This is a genomic window from Stutzerimonas urumqiensis (genome assembly GCF_003640395.1).
Taxonomy (GTDB): Bacteria; Pseudomonadota; Gammaproteobacteria; order Pseudomonadales; family Pseudomonadaceae; genus Stutzerimonas; species Stutzerimonas urumqiensis.
Genome location: NZ_RBZQ01000002.1, coordinates 94,192 through 108,808 on the forward strand (window position 1 = coordinate 94,192; position 14,617 = coordinate 108,808).

The 14,617-nt window shown below is 64.6% G+C and carries 11 protein-coding genes and 1 riboswitch; of the genes, 6 read left to right on the forward strand and 5 right to left on the reverse strand.

Features of this window, described 5'->3' with window-relative positions:
- Positions 1–67: 67 nt before the first annotated feature.
- The 3 genes from D7325_RS03885 to D7325_RS03895 are packed head-to-tail and all read right to left on the reverse strand — an operon-like array spanning position 68 to position 4,541.
- Positions 68–1,438, reverse strand: a complete 1,371-nt coding sequence (locus D7325_RS03885; protein ID WP_120994226.1) for a TolC family outer membrane protein — start codon at positions 1,436–1,438, stop codon at positions 68–70.
- Between the two features lie 32 nt (positions 1,439–1,470).
- Entirely contained in the window at positions 1,471–2,793 is a 1,323-nt protein-coding gene (locus tag D7325_RS03890; protein ID WP_120994227.1) for an HlyD family type I secretion periplasmic adaptor subunit, read from the reverse strand.
- 11 nt (positions 2,794–2,804) lie between these two features.
- Positions 2,805–4,541, reverse strand: coding sequence for a type I secretion system permease/ATPase (locus D7325_RS03895; RefSeq protein WP_120994228.1), 1,737 nt, complete (start codon positions 4,539–4,541; stop codon positions 2,805–2,807).
- A gap of 237 nt (positions 4,542–4,778) precedes the next feature.
- Here D7325_RS03895 and D7325_RS03900 point away from each other — a divergent pair, with 237 nt between their 5' ends.
- Both D7325_RS03900 and D7325_RS19030 read left to right on the forward strand, forming a co-directional pair.
- A complete protein-coding gene (locus D7325_RS03900) occupies positions 4,779–5,891 on the forward strand; it encodes a glycosyltransferase family 4 protein (RefSeq protein ID WP_120994229.1) in 1,113 nt (370 codons plus the stop codon).
- A 661-nt stretch (positions 5,892–6,552) separates the two neighbouring features.
- The gene (locus tag D7325_RS19030) at positions 6,553–6,726 is read left to right on the forward strand and encodes a hypothetical protein (protein WP_162988001.1); all 174 of its coding nucleotides are present in this window, start codon (positions 6,553–6,555) and stop codon (positions 6,724–6,726) included.
- 370 nt (positions 6,727–7,096) lie between these two features.
- Here the strand turns inward: D7325_RS19030 and thiC are convergent, their stop codons facing one another.
- On the reverse strand, positions 7,097–8,977 hold the full coding sequence (gene thiC / locus D7325_RS03910; protein WP_120994231.1) for a phosphomethylpyrimidine synthase ThiC: 1,881 nt from the start codon (positions 8,975–8,977) through the stop codon (positions 7,097–7,099).
- A 104-nt stretch (positions 8,978–9,081) separates the two neighbouring features.
- Positions 9,082–9,188: riboswitch (TPP riboswitch) on the reverse strand.
- 159 nt (positions 9,189–9,347) lie between these two features.
- Here thiC and D7325_RS03915 point away from each other — a divergent pair.
- Entirely contained in the window at positions 9,348–10,820 is a 1,473-nt protein-coding gene (locus tag D7325_RS03915) for a TolC family outer membrane protein (protein WP_245962004.1), read from the forward strand.
- 30 nt (positions 10,821–10,850) lie between these two features.
- Here D7325_RS03915 and waaA read toward each other — a convergent pair whose 3' ends face one another.
- A complete protein-coding gene (waaA, locus tag D7325_RS03920; RefSeq protein ID WP_120994628.1) occupies positions 10,851–12,122 on the reverse strand; it encodes a lipid IV(A) 3-deoxy-D-manno-octulosonic acid transferase in 1,272 nt (423 codons plus the stop codon).
- 87 nt (positions 12,123–12,209) lie between these two features.
- Here waaA and D7325_RS03925 point away from each other — a divergent pair, with 87 nt between their 5' ends.
- The 3 genes from D7325_RS03925 to D7325_RS03935 all read left to right on the forward strand — a co-directional run bounded on the left by D7325_RS03925 (position 12,210) and on the right by D7325_RS03935 (position 14,589).
- A complete protein-coding gene (locus tag D7325_RS03925) occupies positions 12,210–12,542 on the forward strand; it encodes a DMT family transporter (RefSeq protein WP_120994232.1) in 333 nt (110 codons plus the stop codon).
- A 64-nt stretch (positions 12,543–12,606) separates the two neighbouring features.
- On the forward strand, positions 12,607–13,779 hold the full coding sequence (locus tag D7325_RS03930; RefSeq protein ID WP_120994233.1) for an NAD(P)/FAD-dependent oxidoreductase: 1,173 nt from the start codon (positions 12,607–12,609) through the stop codon (positions 13,777–13,779).
- Positions 13,780–14,589: an aldo/keto reductase gene (locus D7325_RS03935; protein WP_120994234.1), complete on the forward strand. Its 810-nt coding sequence runs from the start codon at positions 13,780–13,782 to the stop codon at positions 14,587–14,589. It begins immediately after the preceding gene.
- The last annotated feature ends 28 nt before the right edge of the window (positions 14,590–14,617 follow it).

A 14,617-nucleotide genomic window follows, 5' to 3' on the forward strand; every position in this document is an offset into this window, starting at 1 on the left:
TTGCTTGGAAGACGGTCGGTAACCACGGGGCGTACCGTGATATCGAGGGCGCGCATTGTACGACGGGTCAGCGGCTATCCGTATCCGCTTCTTCCAGGGCTCGCGGTGTCTCGTTGCGACTCAGCCAGACATTGACCTTTTCCACCGTGCCAGCGGAGAGCCCGCCGGACCAGCGATTCAGCACCAGCAGGTTGGTGATGAAATCGTATTGCGCCTGCAGCAGCTCCCGACGTGCCTGGTATTCGTTCTGGACGCTGGTCAGCACGTCTACCGAGTTGACGACCCCGTACTGGAAGCCCTTCTGCGCGGCGATGCTCGACTGCTCGGCCGACTCCAGCGCGTTGTACGACGCGCGAATCTGTTCGACCCCGGCGTGAGCGGTCAGGTAGGCGCTGGTCGTCTGGTTGACCACCTGTCGGCGAATGGCTTCGAGCTCCTGCTCGGCCGCCATTTCATCGGCACGCAGGGCGCGTACCCGAGCCGAGGTGGAGCCACCGCTGTAGATCGGGACCTGCACACCGATGGAAGCAACGTACGTATCGGTAAGGGGCGCAAGCGTATTGTCATAGCCGACATCGCTGCGCTGGGCGTTGATGCTGAAGCTGACGCTCGGGTAGTGCCCACCCTTCCCTTCGCGCAACGCGGCATTGGCCGCCTCGACGGCGCTGGCATGAGCCTTGAGCGCGGGGTTGCTCGCCAATGCGCGGCGTACCCAGTCCTCGATACTTTCCTGAGGCGCCTGCAAGGCGATGTCTTCGCGGATACGGCTGAGCTTCTCGGTGACGGGCCGCCCGACGATCTCGGACAGCGCTTCGCGGCTGAGGCGGACCTGATTGCGCGCCTCGACCTCCATCGCAGCCAGGGCATCGACCCTCGCGCGCAGGTCCAGGACGTCGGTGATCATCGCCATCTGCCGCTCGTAAAGCGCTTCGACGCGATCCAGATTTTCCCGTGTCGCCCGCTGCTCGGCGATGACCAGCTCCAGCTCGTCATCTGCGGCAAGCGCCGCGAAGTAACGCTCGGCGAGGTCGACGGTGGCCTCCGCCTGAGCGCTCTCCGCCTCGAAACCCTGCTGCCGGGCACGGTTCTTGAACTCCTGGTAATTCTCCCAGGCCGCCTTGTTGTAGAGGTGTTGCGTCAGCCCGAGCGAGAGGCGGTCGTTGTTGTAAAGCTCGGCATAAGTGCCGTCGTCACGCCGCGTTCGGTTATAAGCGCCATTCGCCGACAGCTGTGGCAACAGCGCACCGAAGGCTTCGCGCTCCCGCGCCTCGGCGGCCTCGGCACGCGCATAGGCGGCCAGGACACGCGGATCCTCCAGACGAGCCTCGCGATACAGCTGAGCCAGGTCCGTCACGTGCGTGGAAGCCAGCACACCCGTCTTGTCCACGGCCGGCGTCTCTACCGGTGCCACGGCCGCATGCGCAAAGGAGGTCGCCATTATCAACACCGCTAACCAGAGCGAACGCACGGTCAATCCTCGATCAGCGATTTGGCAAAGGCGTCGGTCGCCGGCTGGATCAGGTATTCCAGCAGCGTACGCTCGCCGGTGTTGATCAACACCTCGGCGGGCATGCCAGGTAGCAGCTTGAGGCTTCCGAGCATGTGCGAGCCCTCTTCCGTGAGGCCGACACGCACAAGGTAATAGGGCATGCCGGTTTGCTCATTGATCAGCCGGTCGGCCGAGACCCGAGTGACGACGCCCTCGATCACCGGCGTCGTGGAGCTGTTGAATGCACTGAAGCGGATGTCCGCCGGCTTGCCGACCCGGACGCGATCGATGTCGATGGGCGATACCTGGGCTTCGACCACCAGGTCGGATATCGACGGCACGATATCCAGCAGCGGCGTCCCCGGACTGACGACACCACCGACCGTATGCACGGTCATGCCGAGAATCATGCCGTCGTCCGGAGCCCGGATGACCACACGGCTGATGCGATCGCGAAGCGCCGCCATGCGCTCCTGGAGATCGAACACCTTCGTCTGCACTTCGGCGAGCTGAGTGACGACTTCCGAATTGAAGTCTTTCTTGAGCTGGAGCGTCTGCAGTTCGGTTTCGTTGATCTGCAGCTTGGTCTTGGTGATCTCGGAACGGTGATCGGCGATCTCGGCGCGCAGCTTGTCGAGGTTCCGGCGCTGCTCGAGCAAACGCTGCTTGTCGACGAACCCTTCTGCGAGCAGCTCCTCGAGTTCACCGATCTCCTTGGTATAGGAATTCTCGAGACTGCTCTTGGTGCGGATCATGGCTTCAAGCCCATTGATCTGCTCGTTCAGCTGGCCGATGCGCTTTTCGAGCACAGCGATTTCGCCCAGTTTCGACCGACGTCGCGCCTCGAAGACCTGGATTTCGCCATCGCGCGCCTCTTGCGCCCGCTGGCTGTCCCGCTCGGGCAATGCGGAAAAGTCGATTCGTTCCAGATCGTCGCGCTCGGCGATCAGTCGCGCCTCGATCGCCTGAGCAGCAATCAACTGGCTTTTGGTCATCTCGTATTCGGCACGAATTTGCGTGTCGTCGAGAACGATCAGCGGGTCGCCCGCCTCGACCATGTCGCCATCGCGTACGTTCAGCTCCTTGACGATGCCGCCCTCTAGATGCTGGACGGTCTTGCGGTAGGTCTGCACCGTCACCACGCCTGGCGCGAGCGCCGCACTGTTGAGCGGGGCGAAGGTCGCCCAGGCGCCGAATACGCCGAAGGTAAGGAACACGATGAGCATGCCGGTCATCCGGATGCGACGATCCGACGTTGGCAGGCCGGCGAAGCTTGCTTCCAGGGTATCTACTGCTGTGGCCATATCGTCCTGCCTCACGCCTGCGCCGAGCGCGGCGCCTGTGGCACCGGCGTCGGTGGTTGTTGTGCCGCCTGCTGCGCGTTCAGCTCCGCGACCACCTTGTCCCGCGGGCCGTACAGGGCTATCGCGCCGTTGCGCAGCATCAGCAGCAGATCGAGCTGGGCAAGGATGCTGGTGCGATGAGTGATCACGAACACCGTGGCGCCGCTGGCCTTCAGCTGGCCCAATGCCGCCGCCAGCGCTCGCTCACCGACGTCGTCGAGATTGGAGTTCGGCTCGTCGAGCACGATCAAGCGGGGAGTGCCGTAGATGGCACGAGCCAGCCCGATTCGCTGCCGCTGGCCACCGGACAGGCTGACGCCGTCGCTGCCGATCAAGGTGTCATAGCCGTCTGGCAATTGCAGGATCATTTCATGTACGCCGGCGACCTTCGCGGCCTGGATCACCAGCTCGGGCTCGACATTGCGGAAGCGTGCGATGTTCTCGCTGATCGTGCCTTCGAACAGCTCGATATCCTGCGGCAGGTAACCGACATGGGGACCGAGCTCTTCCTTGTCCCAGTTATTGATATCGGCGCCATCGAGGCGCACCACGCCATGCTGCGGCTTCCAGACGCCCAGCAGCGCCCGGGCGAGCGTCGATTTGCCAGAAGCGCTCGGCCCGATCACGCCAACGACCGAGCCTGCCGGGACCGCGAAGCTGATGTTCTTGATGATCGGGGCCTTGGAACCGGGTGCCGTCACGATAAGGTTCTCGACCAGCACATTGCCCTGCGGCGCGGGTAGGGACATGCGCGGTTGTTCGGCCTGTTGCTTGTCCAGGATCTCGTTGAGCCGTGCGTACTGCGCCCGAGCGCTGATGAAGCCTTTCCAGCTACCGATCATGAGGTCGATCGGCGCCAGCGCGCGCCCGAGCAGGATCGAACCCGCGATCATCAGCCCAGGGGTGATTTCCTGCTCGATGACCAGCAGGGCCCCGAGACCGAGGATCAGCGACTGAACCAGCATACGGAAGGTTTTCGAGAACGAGGTGACCATTCCCCCCTTGTCGCTGGCAGCCGACTGCAGTTCGAGGACCTTCTTCTGCCTCATCCCCCAGCGCGCCATCAACGTTTGCAGCATGCCCATCGACTCGATCACTTCGGCATTGCGCAGGTTCTTCGTCGTGTAGAGGCTCGCGGCTATGTTCTGCTTGTTGGCATCGGCCAGCGCCTTGCCGGTCAGCTTTTCGTTGACTACGGCCAGACACAGCAGAACGATAGCGCTCGCCACGGCCACCCAGCCATACCAGGGATGGAAGAGGAACATGACGCCGATATAAACCGGCAGCCAAGGCGTATCGAAAAATGCGAAAAGACCATTACCCGTAAGGAACTGTCTCAACCCGGTGAGGTCATTAAGCGGCTGAGCTGAGGCGTCCATCCCACCGCTATCGAGGGCGCGCTTGAAGCTGGCACGGTAAACATCGCGGCTCAGCAACACATCGAGCTTAGTACTGACACGCACCATGATGCGCGAGCGCGTCCACTCCAGAGCCCCCATGGTGAGCATGAGCATGGTCATGATCAGCGTGAGCATCAGCAGCGTGATGCCGCTGCCGCTGGTCACGACGCGGCCGTAAACCTGGAGCATGTAAAACGAAGGAACGAGCATCAAGGCGTTGACGAAGAAGCTGAAGAAGCCGACCGACAAAAAGCTGCTCTTGCACGCCTTTAGCGCAGTCTGAAGGCTGTTTTCCGTTGCGTTACGCATGCACCAACTTCTCTGGAGCTCGAAAAGCGGCGCAGTGTATCACCGTCGCACCGGCTTCCTATCGCCTCATCGACTGCGCCTGCTCGCAAGCGACGAAACGTCATGCCAATGGCGTCAGTGGACCGCTCCCTTGCCGATGCGAGGGGCGCAGGTTAGAGTCCGCGCCCTTGCGCAGAGCCGCGCGCGCCGGTGCGGCGCTTGCCCCGCCACGACAGCGCAACGGAGTTTCGGACGCCCATGCGGGTTCTGCATTTTTTCAAGACTTACCTGCCCGATACCACAGGCGGCATCGAACAGGTCATCTATCAGCTTTGTGAAGGGACGCGGGAGCAGGGCGTCGAGAGCAAGGTCCTGACCCTGAGCCCCAACCCTCGCCCCGCCACGGTACAGGTGGCGCGACACCAGGTCGTTCGGGCGCGTCAGGATCTGTACGTTGCCTCGACGGGTTTTTCGGCCCAGGCGTTCGGGCTGTTCCGACAGCTTGCGAGCGAGGCCGACCTCATCCATTTCCACTTTCCCTGGCCCGCCATGGATCTGGTCCACCTGTGCACACGGCATGGAAAGCCAACGGTGCTGAGCTATCACTCGGACATCGTCAAGCAACGCGGCCTGCTGGCGCTCTACCGCCCGCTGATGTCGCGCTTCCTCGACAGCATGGATCGCATCATCGTGGCATCCCCCAATTATCAGCAGACCAGCAGCACGCTCCGTCGCTACGAGGCGAAAACGCGGGTCGTGCCGTTCGGCCTCGACCCGTCCAGCTATCCCCCTCTGACCTCGGAACTGGCAGATCGATGGCGGCACAGGCTGCCGGAGCGATTCTTCGTTTTCGTGGGTGTGCTGCGCTATTACAAGGGGCTGGATACGTTGCTGGAGGCGCTCGCGGGGACCCCCTACCAGGTCGTGATCGTGGGCTCGGGGCCAGAGGAAGACCGCCTCAAGGCCAAGGCCGTGCGCCTGGGCCTCCAAGGCGCGCACTTTCTTGGTTGGCTCGACGATGCAGACAAGGCGTGCCTGATCGATATGAGCCTGGGAATGGTCTTTCCGTCCCACCTGCGCTCCGAAGCCTTCGGTATTTCCCTGCTCGAAGCTTCGATGTATGGCAAGCCAATGATCACCTGCGAAATCGGGACGGGAACGACCTACGTCAATGAGGGGAATCGAACGGGTCTGGTCATTCCTCCGGACGACCCGAAGGCCTTGCGTGCTGCGATGCACCAATTATGGGAGCAGCCAGCCCTCGCGCATCGCATGGGTGTTGCCGCACGGCAGCGCTTCGAGACACTTTTCACCGCCGAGCGCATGTGCCGCGAAACCGTGTCGATCTATCGGGAGCTGATCGCCGGCTGAGCATTGGATCGGCGATCGCGCCGCACCGGCACTGGTCGCCTGGCAGTGCTCGCCCCTCCTCGAAAATCGGAACGAGGGCCCGCTGGAATTCGCACTGACTCTTGCCAAGAGCGAAACGGGCATGTCCGGTCCGGCAGCGTTGCCTATCTGCCGCGCACTGCACCAGCCCGTGCTGGTCGGCCTGTGTCAGGTAGCCACCAAGATCGCGGATGCGGATTGACGTTGAAGCACAGTTTGAAACCCGACGAACCAGCCCGCGGGCTGGTTCGCGGGGTCTGCCAATGAAGTCATCAAACTCAGCTCATGGCGCGAGCCGATGAGGCAAGCTTCAGGGCCGCTGGTTAAGGATGCCCTATGCCTTCGCCCGAGAACCGATCTTAACGGCCGTATATCCGCAAAAGCAGCGGAGACATCTCGCAGGGGGATGCTCTGCAAGGCATCGCCCTATGTGACGCAGTTCACAGGTCTGGACGACAACAACCCCTTCGCGGCACAGTGCCAGCAACCCTTTCACCCAGGAATTTCACGGTTCACCTGATTCGAAGGCACGAACATATCCCCTCACTCTCCGAGCGATGACTTCGACGAGACGCCAGCTCAGGCGGATTATCCTTGCCTGAGCGAACCCTCACTGCGCATCTGGCTCGATCATCCGAAAAAAATGAGCGACTGGAATGCCCGACACCTTCTCAATGCGGCCCTGCCGGAGCCGGCCCCCGGCCGGGAGACCAGCCATGTCACCGGCGCCGGAGTTCTGCTGCTCGAGCCGGACCGGCGCATCTGGGTCCTGCTGCTAGCGAACCCGGCCTGCGCCGCTCGGGTCGGCTTCCTCTAACACCACGAAACATCCCGAGCTTTCGCTCCAGGCGACCGCCATTCGCGAGACTTGGTTGCGGATGGGACTGCGTGCACGACCGGTGGCCTGGCTTGGCGACCTGGATACAGAGGCTGGTGGCATTCGCTACTGCCTGGCCGAACGCACGGGTGGCTCGCCGCAGGGGCGCCAGCCGGACCAGGCGGAACCCTATCTGACGTCCCTTGATCGGCTGACACTCCTCAACGGGCGGTTTCCAGGTTTTCTCGCACATGCCGAAACCCTGACTTGGCTCCAGCGCTCACTCGAGGATCGCCGTGATGGGGCAAGCGAGATCTAGCAGGCGACGATCGATACGCAACCTGCGAGATCCAGCTCTCATCGACCGGGTTCACACCTGCCGGTAGATCACCGAGCCTTCGTCGCGGAAGCGCTCGGCCTGCTCCTTGAAGCCGGCTTCGATCGCCTTCTGCTCCTCGGTCAGCCCGTTTTCGGCGGCGTATTCGCGCACTTCCTGGGTGATCTTCATCGAGCAGAACTTCGGCCCGCACATGGAACAGAAGTGCGCCACCTTCGCCGATTCCTTCGGCAGGGTCTCGTCGTGGAAGGCGCGCGCGGTATCCGGGTCCAGGCCGAGGTTGAACTGGTCTTCCCAGCGGAACTCGAAGCGCGCCTTGGACAGCGCGTTGTCGCGGATCTGCGCGCCCGGATGACCCTTGGCGAGATCGGCGGCATGCGCGGCGATCTTGTAGGTGATGATGCCGGTCTTGACGTCATCCTTGTTCGGCAGGCCGAGGTGTTCCTTCGGCGTGACGTAGCAGAGCATGGCGCAGCCGAACCAGCCGATCATCGCCGCGCCGATGCCGCTGGTGATGTGGTCGTAACCGGGCGCGATGTCGGTGGTCAGCGGGCCGAGCGTGTAGAACGGCGCCTCGTCGCAGCACTCGAGCTGCTTGTCCATGTTTTCCTTGATCAGGTGCATCGGCACATGGCCCGGGCCTTCGATCATGCACTGCACGTCATGCTTCCAGGCGATCTTGGTCAGCTCGCCGAGGGTTTCCAGCTCGCCGAACTGCGCGGCATCGTTGGCATCGGCAATGGAGCCCGGACGCAGGCCGTCGCCCAGCGAGAAGCTGACGTCGTAGGCCTTCATGATTTCGCAGATGTCTTCGAAGTGGGTGTAGAGGAAGTTTTCCTGGTGATGCGCCAGGCACCACTTGGCCATGATCGAACCGCCACGGCTGACGATGCCGGTGACGCGCTTGGCGGTCAGCGGCACGTAACGCAGCAGCACGCCGGCGTGGATGGTGAAGTAGTCCACGCCCTGCTCGGCCTGCTCGATCAGGGTGTCGCGGAACAGCTCCCAGGTCAGGTCTTCGGCGATGCCGCCGACCTTCTCCAGCGCCTGGTAGATCGGCACCGTGCCGATCGGCACCGGCGAGTTGCGGATGATCCACTCGCGAGTCTCGTGAATGTGCTTGCCGGTGGACAGGTCCATCACGGTGTCCGAGCCCCAGCGGATACCCCAGGTCAGCTTGGCCACTTCCTCTTCGATCGAAGAGCCGAGCGCCGAGTTGCCGATGTTGCCGTTGATCTTCACCAGGAAGTTGCGGCCGATGATCATCGGCTCCAGCTCCGTGTGGTTGATGTTGGCGGGGATGATGGCGCGACCGCGGGCGACTTCGTCGCGGACGAATTCAGGCGTGATTTCCTTGGGGATGCTGGCACCGAAGCTCTGGCCCGCGTGCTGCTGATCCAGCAGGCCGGCGGCGCGGTGTTCCTGCAACTTCATGTTCTCGCGGATGGCGACGAACTCCATCTCCGGCGTGATGATGCCCTGACGCGCATAGTGCATCTGGCTGACGTTCCTGCCCGGCTTGGCGCGGCGCGGGTTGCGCACGTGGGCGAAGCGCATGGCGGTCAGCTCGGCATCGTCCAGGCGGCGCTGGCCGAATTCTGAGGAAAGGCCGGGCAGGCGCTCGGTGTCGCCGCGATCCTCGATCCAGGCGCTGCGCACGTCGGCCAGGCCCTTGCGCACGTCGATCTGCACATTGGGATCGGTGTAAGGGCCGGACGTGTCGTAGACGGTGACCGGCGCATTGATCTCACCGCCGAACGCGGTGGGCGTGACGTCGAGACTGATCTCGCGCATCGGCACGCGAATGTCCGCTCTTGTGCCCTGCACGTAGACTTTCTGCGAACGCGGGAATGGCTGGATCGACTGCTGGTCGACCTGGGCGGACTCACTGAGATGTTGTTGTTCTGCACGCATCAGACTGGCTCCTCGATAGTTGTCGGAGCGAACCTGAAAAACACGGCGGGATAAGGGCATCGGGGCGCGCCGGGATTGGCGCCGAGAAAGCTCGTCTGGAAGACTGGCGAGCACATCTTGTTCCCTACGCAGGCCTTAACCTGATCAGGTTCAACGGGATCCGGAACTGTCCGATCTCAGCCTTCGACTCAAGGCACCCCGACAAGAACGCCCGCAGTCTAGCCACAAGCGATCGCGAGCGCCATCACCGAACGACCGATCGGTCACGCGCGGGCTTGCCGACCCTGCATCACGCCTGCTCCGGCTCGCCGCTTGACCCCCCGGAAAGCGGCGCTTAGCCTTGCCCTTCTCTTCTTTCGGGACTCCGCAAATGCTGCGCCCGCACCCTATGAATCGCCTCTTTCTCGCACTGGCCCTGACGGCCGGTTTCACGGGCTTCGCCTGGGGCCAGACGACCGCGACGTCGCCGGTTCGGATCGACCTGGTGAGCGTCTATCAAGCCGCCCTGGCGAACAACGCCGACCTCGCCGCCGCCCGCGCTCAGTTCCAGGCCACGCAGGAAGCCGTACCCCAGGCCAGGGCCGGGCTGTTGCCGCAGCTCGGCGCCGAGGCGGAAATCGCCTCGACGCGCACCGAGGTCGATACCTCCGCCGGCGAAGAGCAATTCACGCGCAGCGGCATGCTCTATCAGGCCAACCTGTCGCAGCCGCTGTTCAATGCCGAGCGCTGGTTTCAGCTCCAGGCCGCGCAGGCGCTGAGCGACCAGGCCCGGTACGAATTCGCATTGGCGCAGCAATCGCTGATCCAGCAGACGGCGGACGCCTATTTCTCGGTGCTGAGCTCGCAGGACAACCTGGCTGCCAGCCGCGCGGAAGAATCGGCTTTCAAGCGCCAGCTCGACCAGGCCAACGAGCGTTTCGAAGTCGGCCTGTCGGACCGGACGGACGTCCTCGAGGCCCAGGCGGGTTTCGACACCGCGCGCGCCAACCGGATGATCGCCGAGCGCCAGGTCGCCGATGCGTTCCAGGCGCTGTACACCCTGACCAACCAGGAATACGTGGCGCTCGAGGGGCTGGAACACGGCTTGCCGGTGCTGCCGCCCATCCCGAACGACGCGAGCGCCTGGGTCGAGACCGCAGCGCAGCAGAATCTCAACCTGCTGGCCGCCAACGAAGCCGTGGAAGCGGCCGAGGAGACGGTCCGCCAGCGTCGCGCCGGTCACGCGCCGACCGTCGATGCGGTCGCGTCCTACCAGCGCGGCGACAACGACAGCCTCGGTTTCAGCAATGCCGGCACCACCGCGTCGCTCGGCTTCGTGCCGCGCTACGACGGCGAGGTCGAGCAAGCCAGCATCGGTGTGCAGCTCAGCATTCCGCTGTACCGCGGCGGGCTGACGCGCTCGCAGACGCGCGAAGCCTTCTACCTGCTCGATCAGGCGGAGCAGCAGCGCGAGAGCCTGCGCCGCCAGGTCGTGGAGAACACCCGCAACCTGCACCGGGCCGTCAACACCGATGTCGAGCAGGTGCAGGCGCGGTTGCAATCGATCATTTCCAGCCGCAGCGCGCTGGAAGCCACCGAGATCGGCTATCAGGTCGGCACGCGCAACATCGTCGACGTACTGGATGCACAGCGCCGGCTGTATGCCGCGGTGCGCGATTACAACGACGCGCGCTACAGCTACATCCTCGACAACCTGCGCCTCAAGCAGGCTGCCGGGACGCTGAACCCGGAAGACCTGAGCAACCTGTCGGACTTCCTCGACCCGGACTACAACCCGGATACCGACTTCCTGCCGGACAATCTACCGCGCCTGGACGACTCGATCCGCGCGACCACGAACTGACCAACCCGGCGCGCGGAACACGCGCGCCGATCAGTTCGCCAGCAAGTCATCGACGCCCTCGAGCAGTCGGCCGAGAGCGCCCCGGTTCTTCTCCAGCACGCCCAGCGCCGCTTCGCCCATCGCTTGCGCACGCAGCGGCTCGGACCACAGCGCCGAAAGGCGTGAGGCCAACTCGGCATCGCTCTCCACGATCATGAGCGCACCGGCGTCGCGCATCCGCTCGGCGATTTCCTGGAAATTGAACAGGTGTGGACCACTCAAGACTGGCAGCCCCAACGCGGCCGGCTCCAGCAGGTTGTGCCCACCGTTGGGCACCAGGCTGCCGCCGACGAACGCCAGGTCGACCAGGGCGTAGAGAAACAGCAATTCCCCCATCGTGTCCCCGAGCAACACCGAGGCGTTCGCGCCGACCGCCTCGCCTGTCGAGCGGCGAACCGTTTCGAAACCCTGTCGCTGGCACAGTTCGAAGACCGCAGCGAACCGCTCGGGATGGCGCGGCACCAGTATCAGCAGGGCAAGCGGATGGATTTCCAGGAGGCGACGGTGGGCCGCCAGGATGATTTCGTCCTCGCCGGCGTGGGTGCTGGCGGCGATCCAGATGGGTCGCGTCTCGGCCTGCCACTGCTGGCGCAAAAGCTGGGCGCGCGAGACCAGGGACGGATCGATGGCAAGGTCGAACTTGATCGAGCCGGTCACCCGCACCCGCTCCGGCCTGGCGCCGAGATCGATGAAGCGCTCCGCCTCGACCGCCGTCTGCACCGCGATCAGCGTCAGCTCACGCAGCATCGGCGCCGTCAGCCCTCGCATGCGCGCGTAGCCGCGAGCCGACCGCTCGGACAGCCGCGCATTGGCCAGCACCACCGGAATGCCGCGGCGCGCGCATTCATGGATGTGGTTCGGCCATAGCTCGGTTTCCATGACGATCGCCAGGCGCGGTGCCAGCCGACCCAGGAACCGGCTCGCCAGCCACGGCAAGTCGTACGGCAGGTAGCAGTGCTGCACGCTGTCGCCCAGTGCGGCGCGAATCCGCTCGGAACCGGTCGGCGTCATGCAGGTCACGGTGAGAGGAAGCGACGGGTGCGATTGCTGGAGTGCGCGAATGACCGGAATCGCGGCAATGGCCTCGCCGACCGAGACCGCATGGACCCAGATTCCGCCGGCATGCAGCCCGGGCGGCAGACGCCCCAGCCGCTCACCGATGCGCCGTCGATAATCCGGTGCCCGGCGGCCGCGCCAATACAGACGCGCCAGCACCAGTGGCATCGCCAGCGTGAAGAGCAAGGTATAAAGGTGTCGATTCATGGCGGCGGAGCTTAGCAAGCGGCTCGCATCGGCCACCAGCGTCGCCATGTGCGTCCAACCCGTTTCAGCCACCTACCAGGAGCCTGCATGTCCGGCTACGTCTACCTCGCCATCGCGATCCTTGCCGAAGTCGTCGCCACCACCTCGATGAAGGCGGTCGACGGCCTGAACCGGCCCTTCGTCCTGGCGCTGGTCATCGGCGGCTATGCGATCGCGTTCTGGATGCTCATCCTGGTCGTGCGCACCATCCCGGTGGGCATCGCCTATGCCATATGGGCCGGCCTGGGGATCGTGCTGGTCAGCATCGCCGCCTATTTCATCTACCAGCAGAAGCTCGACCTGCCGGCGATGGCCGGCATGGGCCTGATCATCGCCGGCGTGGTGGTGATCCGCCTGTTCTCCGAGGCGGGCGCCGCGTGAACGAGGGTTCCGGCGCTGCGCTGCTATACTGCGCGCCCTCTATGGCGAGCCCGGAAGCCCATCCATGACCCGACCCCTGAGTACCGACATCCTGATCGTCGGTGGCGGCATCGCCGGCCTGTGGCTCAACGCCCGGCTGCGGCAGCAGGGCTACTCGACCGTACTGGTCGAGCGCGGCAGCCTCGGCGGCGGGCAGAGCGTCAAGTCCCAGGGCATCATCCACGGCGGCACCAAATATGCGCTGCATGGCGCGCTGACCGGCGCATCGGAAGCGATCGCCGACATGCCCGAGCGCTGGCGCGCGGCCTTGCGCGGCGAGGGCGAACTCGACCTGCGTGGCGTCCGCACCCTGTCCGACGCCCACTACCTGTGGTCGCCCGGCACGCTGGCCGGCAACCTGGCGGGATTTTTCGCCAGCAAGGCGGTGCGGTCGCGCGTCGCGCAGGTCAAGGGCGACGCGTTGCCGCCGGCGCTCCGGCATCCACGGTTCAAGGGCAAGGTCTATCGCCTGAGCGAGCTGGTGCTGGACGTCCCGAGCCTGATCAAGCGGCTCGCCGACCTGGCCGGCCCGTCCCTGCTGGCCGCGCAGGACATCCAGCCGCTGCGGCACGACGGCGCACTCCAGGGGCTCTGCCTGGACGGGCTGGAAATCCGCGCGCAGCGCGTCGTCCTGACCGCTGGCGCCGGCAATGCCGACCTGCTAGCCGCGCTCGGACTGCAGCAGCCGGCCATGCAGCGTCGTCCGCTGCACATGGTGATGGTCAAGGGGCCGACGCTCCAGCCGCTGTTCGCGCACTGCCTCGGCGCAGGCACCAAGCCGCGCGTGACCGTCACCAGCCACCCGGCCACAGATGGCCAGTGGGTGTGGTACCTGGGCGGCGAACTGGCCGAGACCGACGGCGTGGCGCGCACGCCTGACGAGCAGATCACCACGGCTCAGCGCGAGCTGCGCGAGCTGATGCCCTGGCTGGATCTGACTGACGCTACCTGGGCGACCCTGCGGGTCGATCGCGCCGAGCCCGCGCAGTCGAATCAGGCGCGCCCGGACAACGCCTTTCTGCACGAATCACCGCACCTGCTGGTGGGCTGGCCGACCAAGCTTGCGCTGGCGCCGGATTTCGCTCGCCGCGTCGAACAGACGTTGCTGCGCGATGGCCTGCGTCCGGGCGATCACCCACCGCTCCCGGCGCTTGCGCGCCCGCCGCTGGCCCCACCGTTCTGGGAAGGACTGCTGTAGATGACCGCCACGCTGCACGACCTCCTGCGCCCGCTGGGCAGCACGGGACTCAGGGTTTCGCCGCTCGGGCTGGGGACGGTCAAGCTCGGCCGCGACCAGGGCGTCAAGTACCCCACCGGCTTCACCATTCCGGACGACCGGCAGGCCCGCCACTTGCTTTCGATGGCCCGCGACCTGGGCATCAACCTGATCGACACCGCGCCGGCCTACGGCAACAGCGAGGAACGCCTCGGCCACCTGCTCCGGGGCGAGCGCGAGGCCTGGGTCATCGTCAGCAAGGTTGGCGAGGAGTTCGAGGACGGCCAGTCTCGCTTCGATTTTTCCGCAGCGCACACCCGTCACTCGGTCGAGCGCAGCCTGAAGCGCCTCGGCACCGATTACCTCGACCTGGTGCTGGTCCACTCCAACGGCGACGACCTCGCTATCCTGAATGACACGCCCGTCTACGAAACCCTGGCCACGCTCAAGCAAGAAGGCAAGATCGGCGGCTACGGGTTCTCCGGCAAGACCGTGGACGGCGGAATGCAGGCGCTGCACGACGGTGACTGCGCGATGGTCACCTACAATCTCGAAAGGCGCGAGGAAGCGGCGGTTATCGATTACGCCGCCGCGCATGGCAAAGGCATTCTGGTAAAGAAGGCGCTCGCCAGTGGCCATCTCTGCCTCGATCGCGAGGATGCGGTCCGGCTGAGCTTCGAGCTGCTGTTCGACCGGCCGGGCGTCGCCAGCGCCATCATCGGAACTATCAATCCGCAGCACCTGTCGGACAATGTCGCCAGCATTGCGGCCGTATTGAACAAGAAGACCTGAGCCGCCGAAGCGGCCGACCCCACGCAAG

Coding starts and splice junctions, on each gene's coding strand:
- D7325_RS03900 (WP_120994229.1), top strand. CDS start 4,779: ATGCGGGTTCTGCATTTTTTCAAGACTTACCTGCCCGATACCACAGGC.
- thiC (WP_120994231.1), bottom strand. CDS start 8,977: ATGCGTGCAGAACAACAACATCTCAGTGAGTCCGCCCAGGTCGACCAG.
- D7325_RS03885 (WP_120994226.1), bottom strand. CDS start 1,438: ATGGCGACCTCCTTTGCGCATGCGGCCGTGGCACCGGTAGAGACGCCG.
- D7325_RS19030 (WP_162988001.1), top strand. CDS start 6,553: ATGAGCGACTGGAATGCCCGACACCTTCTCAATGCGGCCCTGCCGGAG.
- D7325_RS03935 (WP_120994234.1), top strand. CDS start 13,780: ATGACCGCCACGCTGCACGACCTCCTGCGCCCGCTGGGCAGCACGGGA.
- waaA (WP_120994628.1), bottom strand. CDS start 12,122: ATGAATCGACACCTTTATACCTTGCTCTTCACGCTGGCGATGCCACTG.
- D7325_RS03925 (WP_120994232.1), top strand. CDS start 12,210: ATGTCCGGCTACGTCTACCTCGCCATCGCGATCCTTGCCGAAGTCGTC.
- D7325_RS03895 (WP_120994228.1), bottom strand. CDS start 4,541: ATGCGTAACGCAACGGAAAACAGCCTTCAGACTGCGCTAAAGGCGTGC.
- D7325_RS03915 (WP_245962004.1), top strand. CDS start 9,348: ATGCTGCGCCCGCACCCTATGAATCGCCTCTTTCTCGCACTGGCCCTG.
- D7325_RS03890 (WP_120994227.1), bottom strand. CDS start 2,793: ATGGCCACAGCAGTAGATACCCTGGAAGCAAGCTTCGCCGGCCTGCCA.
- D7325_RS03930 (WP_120994233.1), top strand. CDS start 12,607: ATGACCCGACCCCTGAGTACCGACATCCTGATCGTCGGTGGCGGCATC.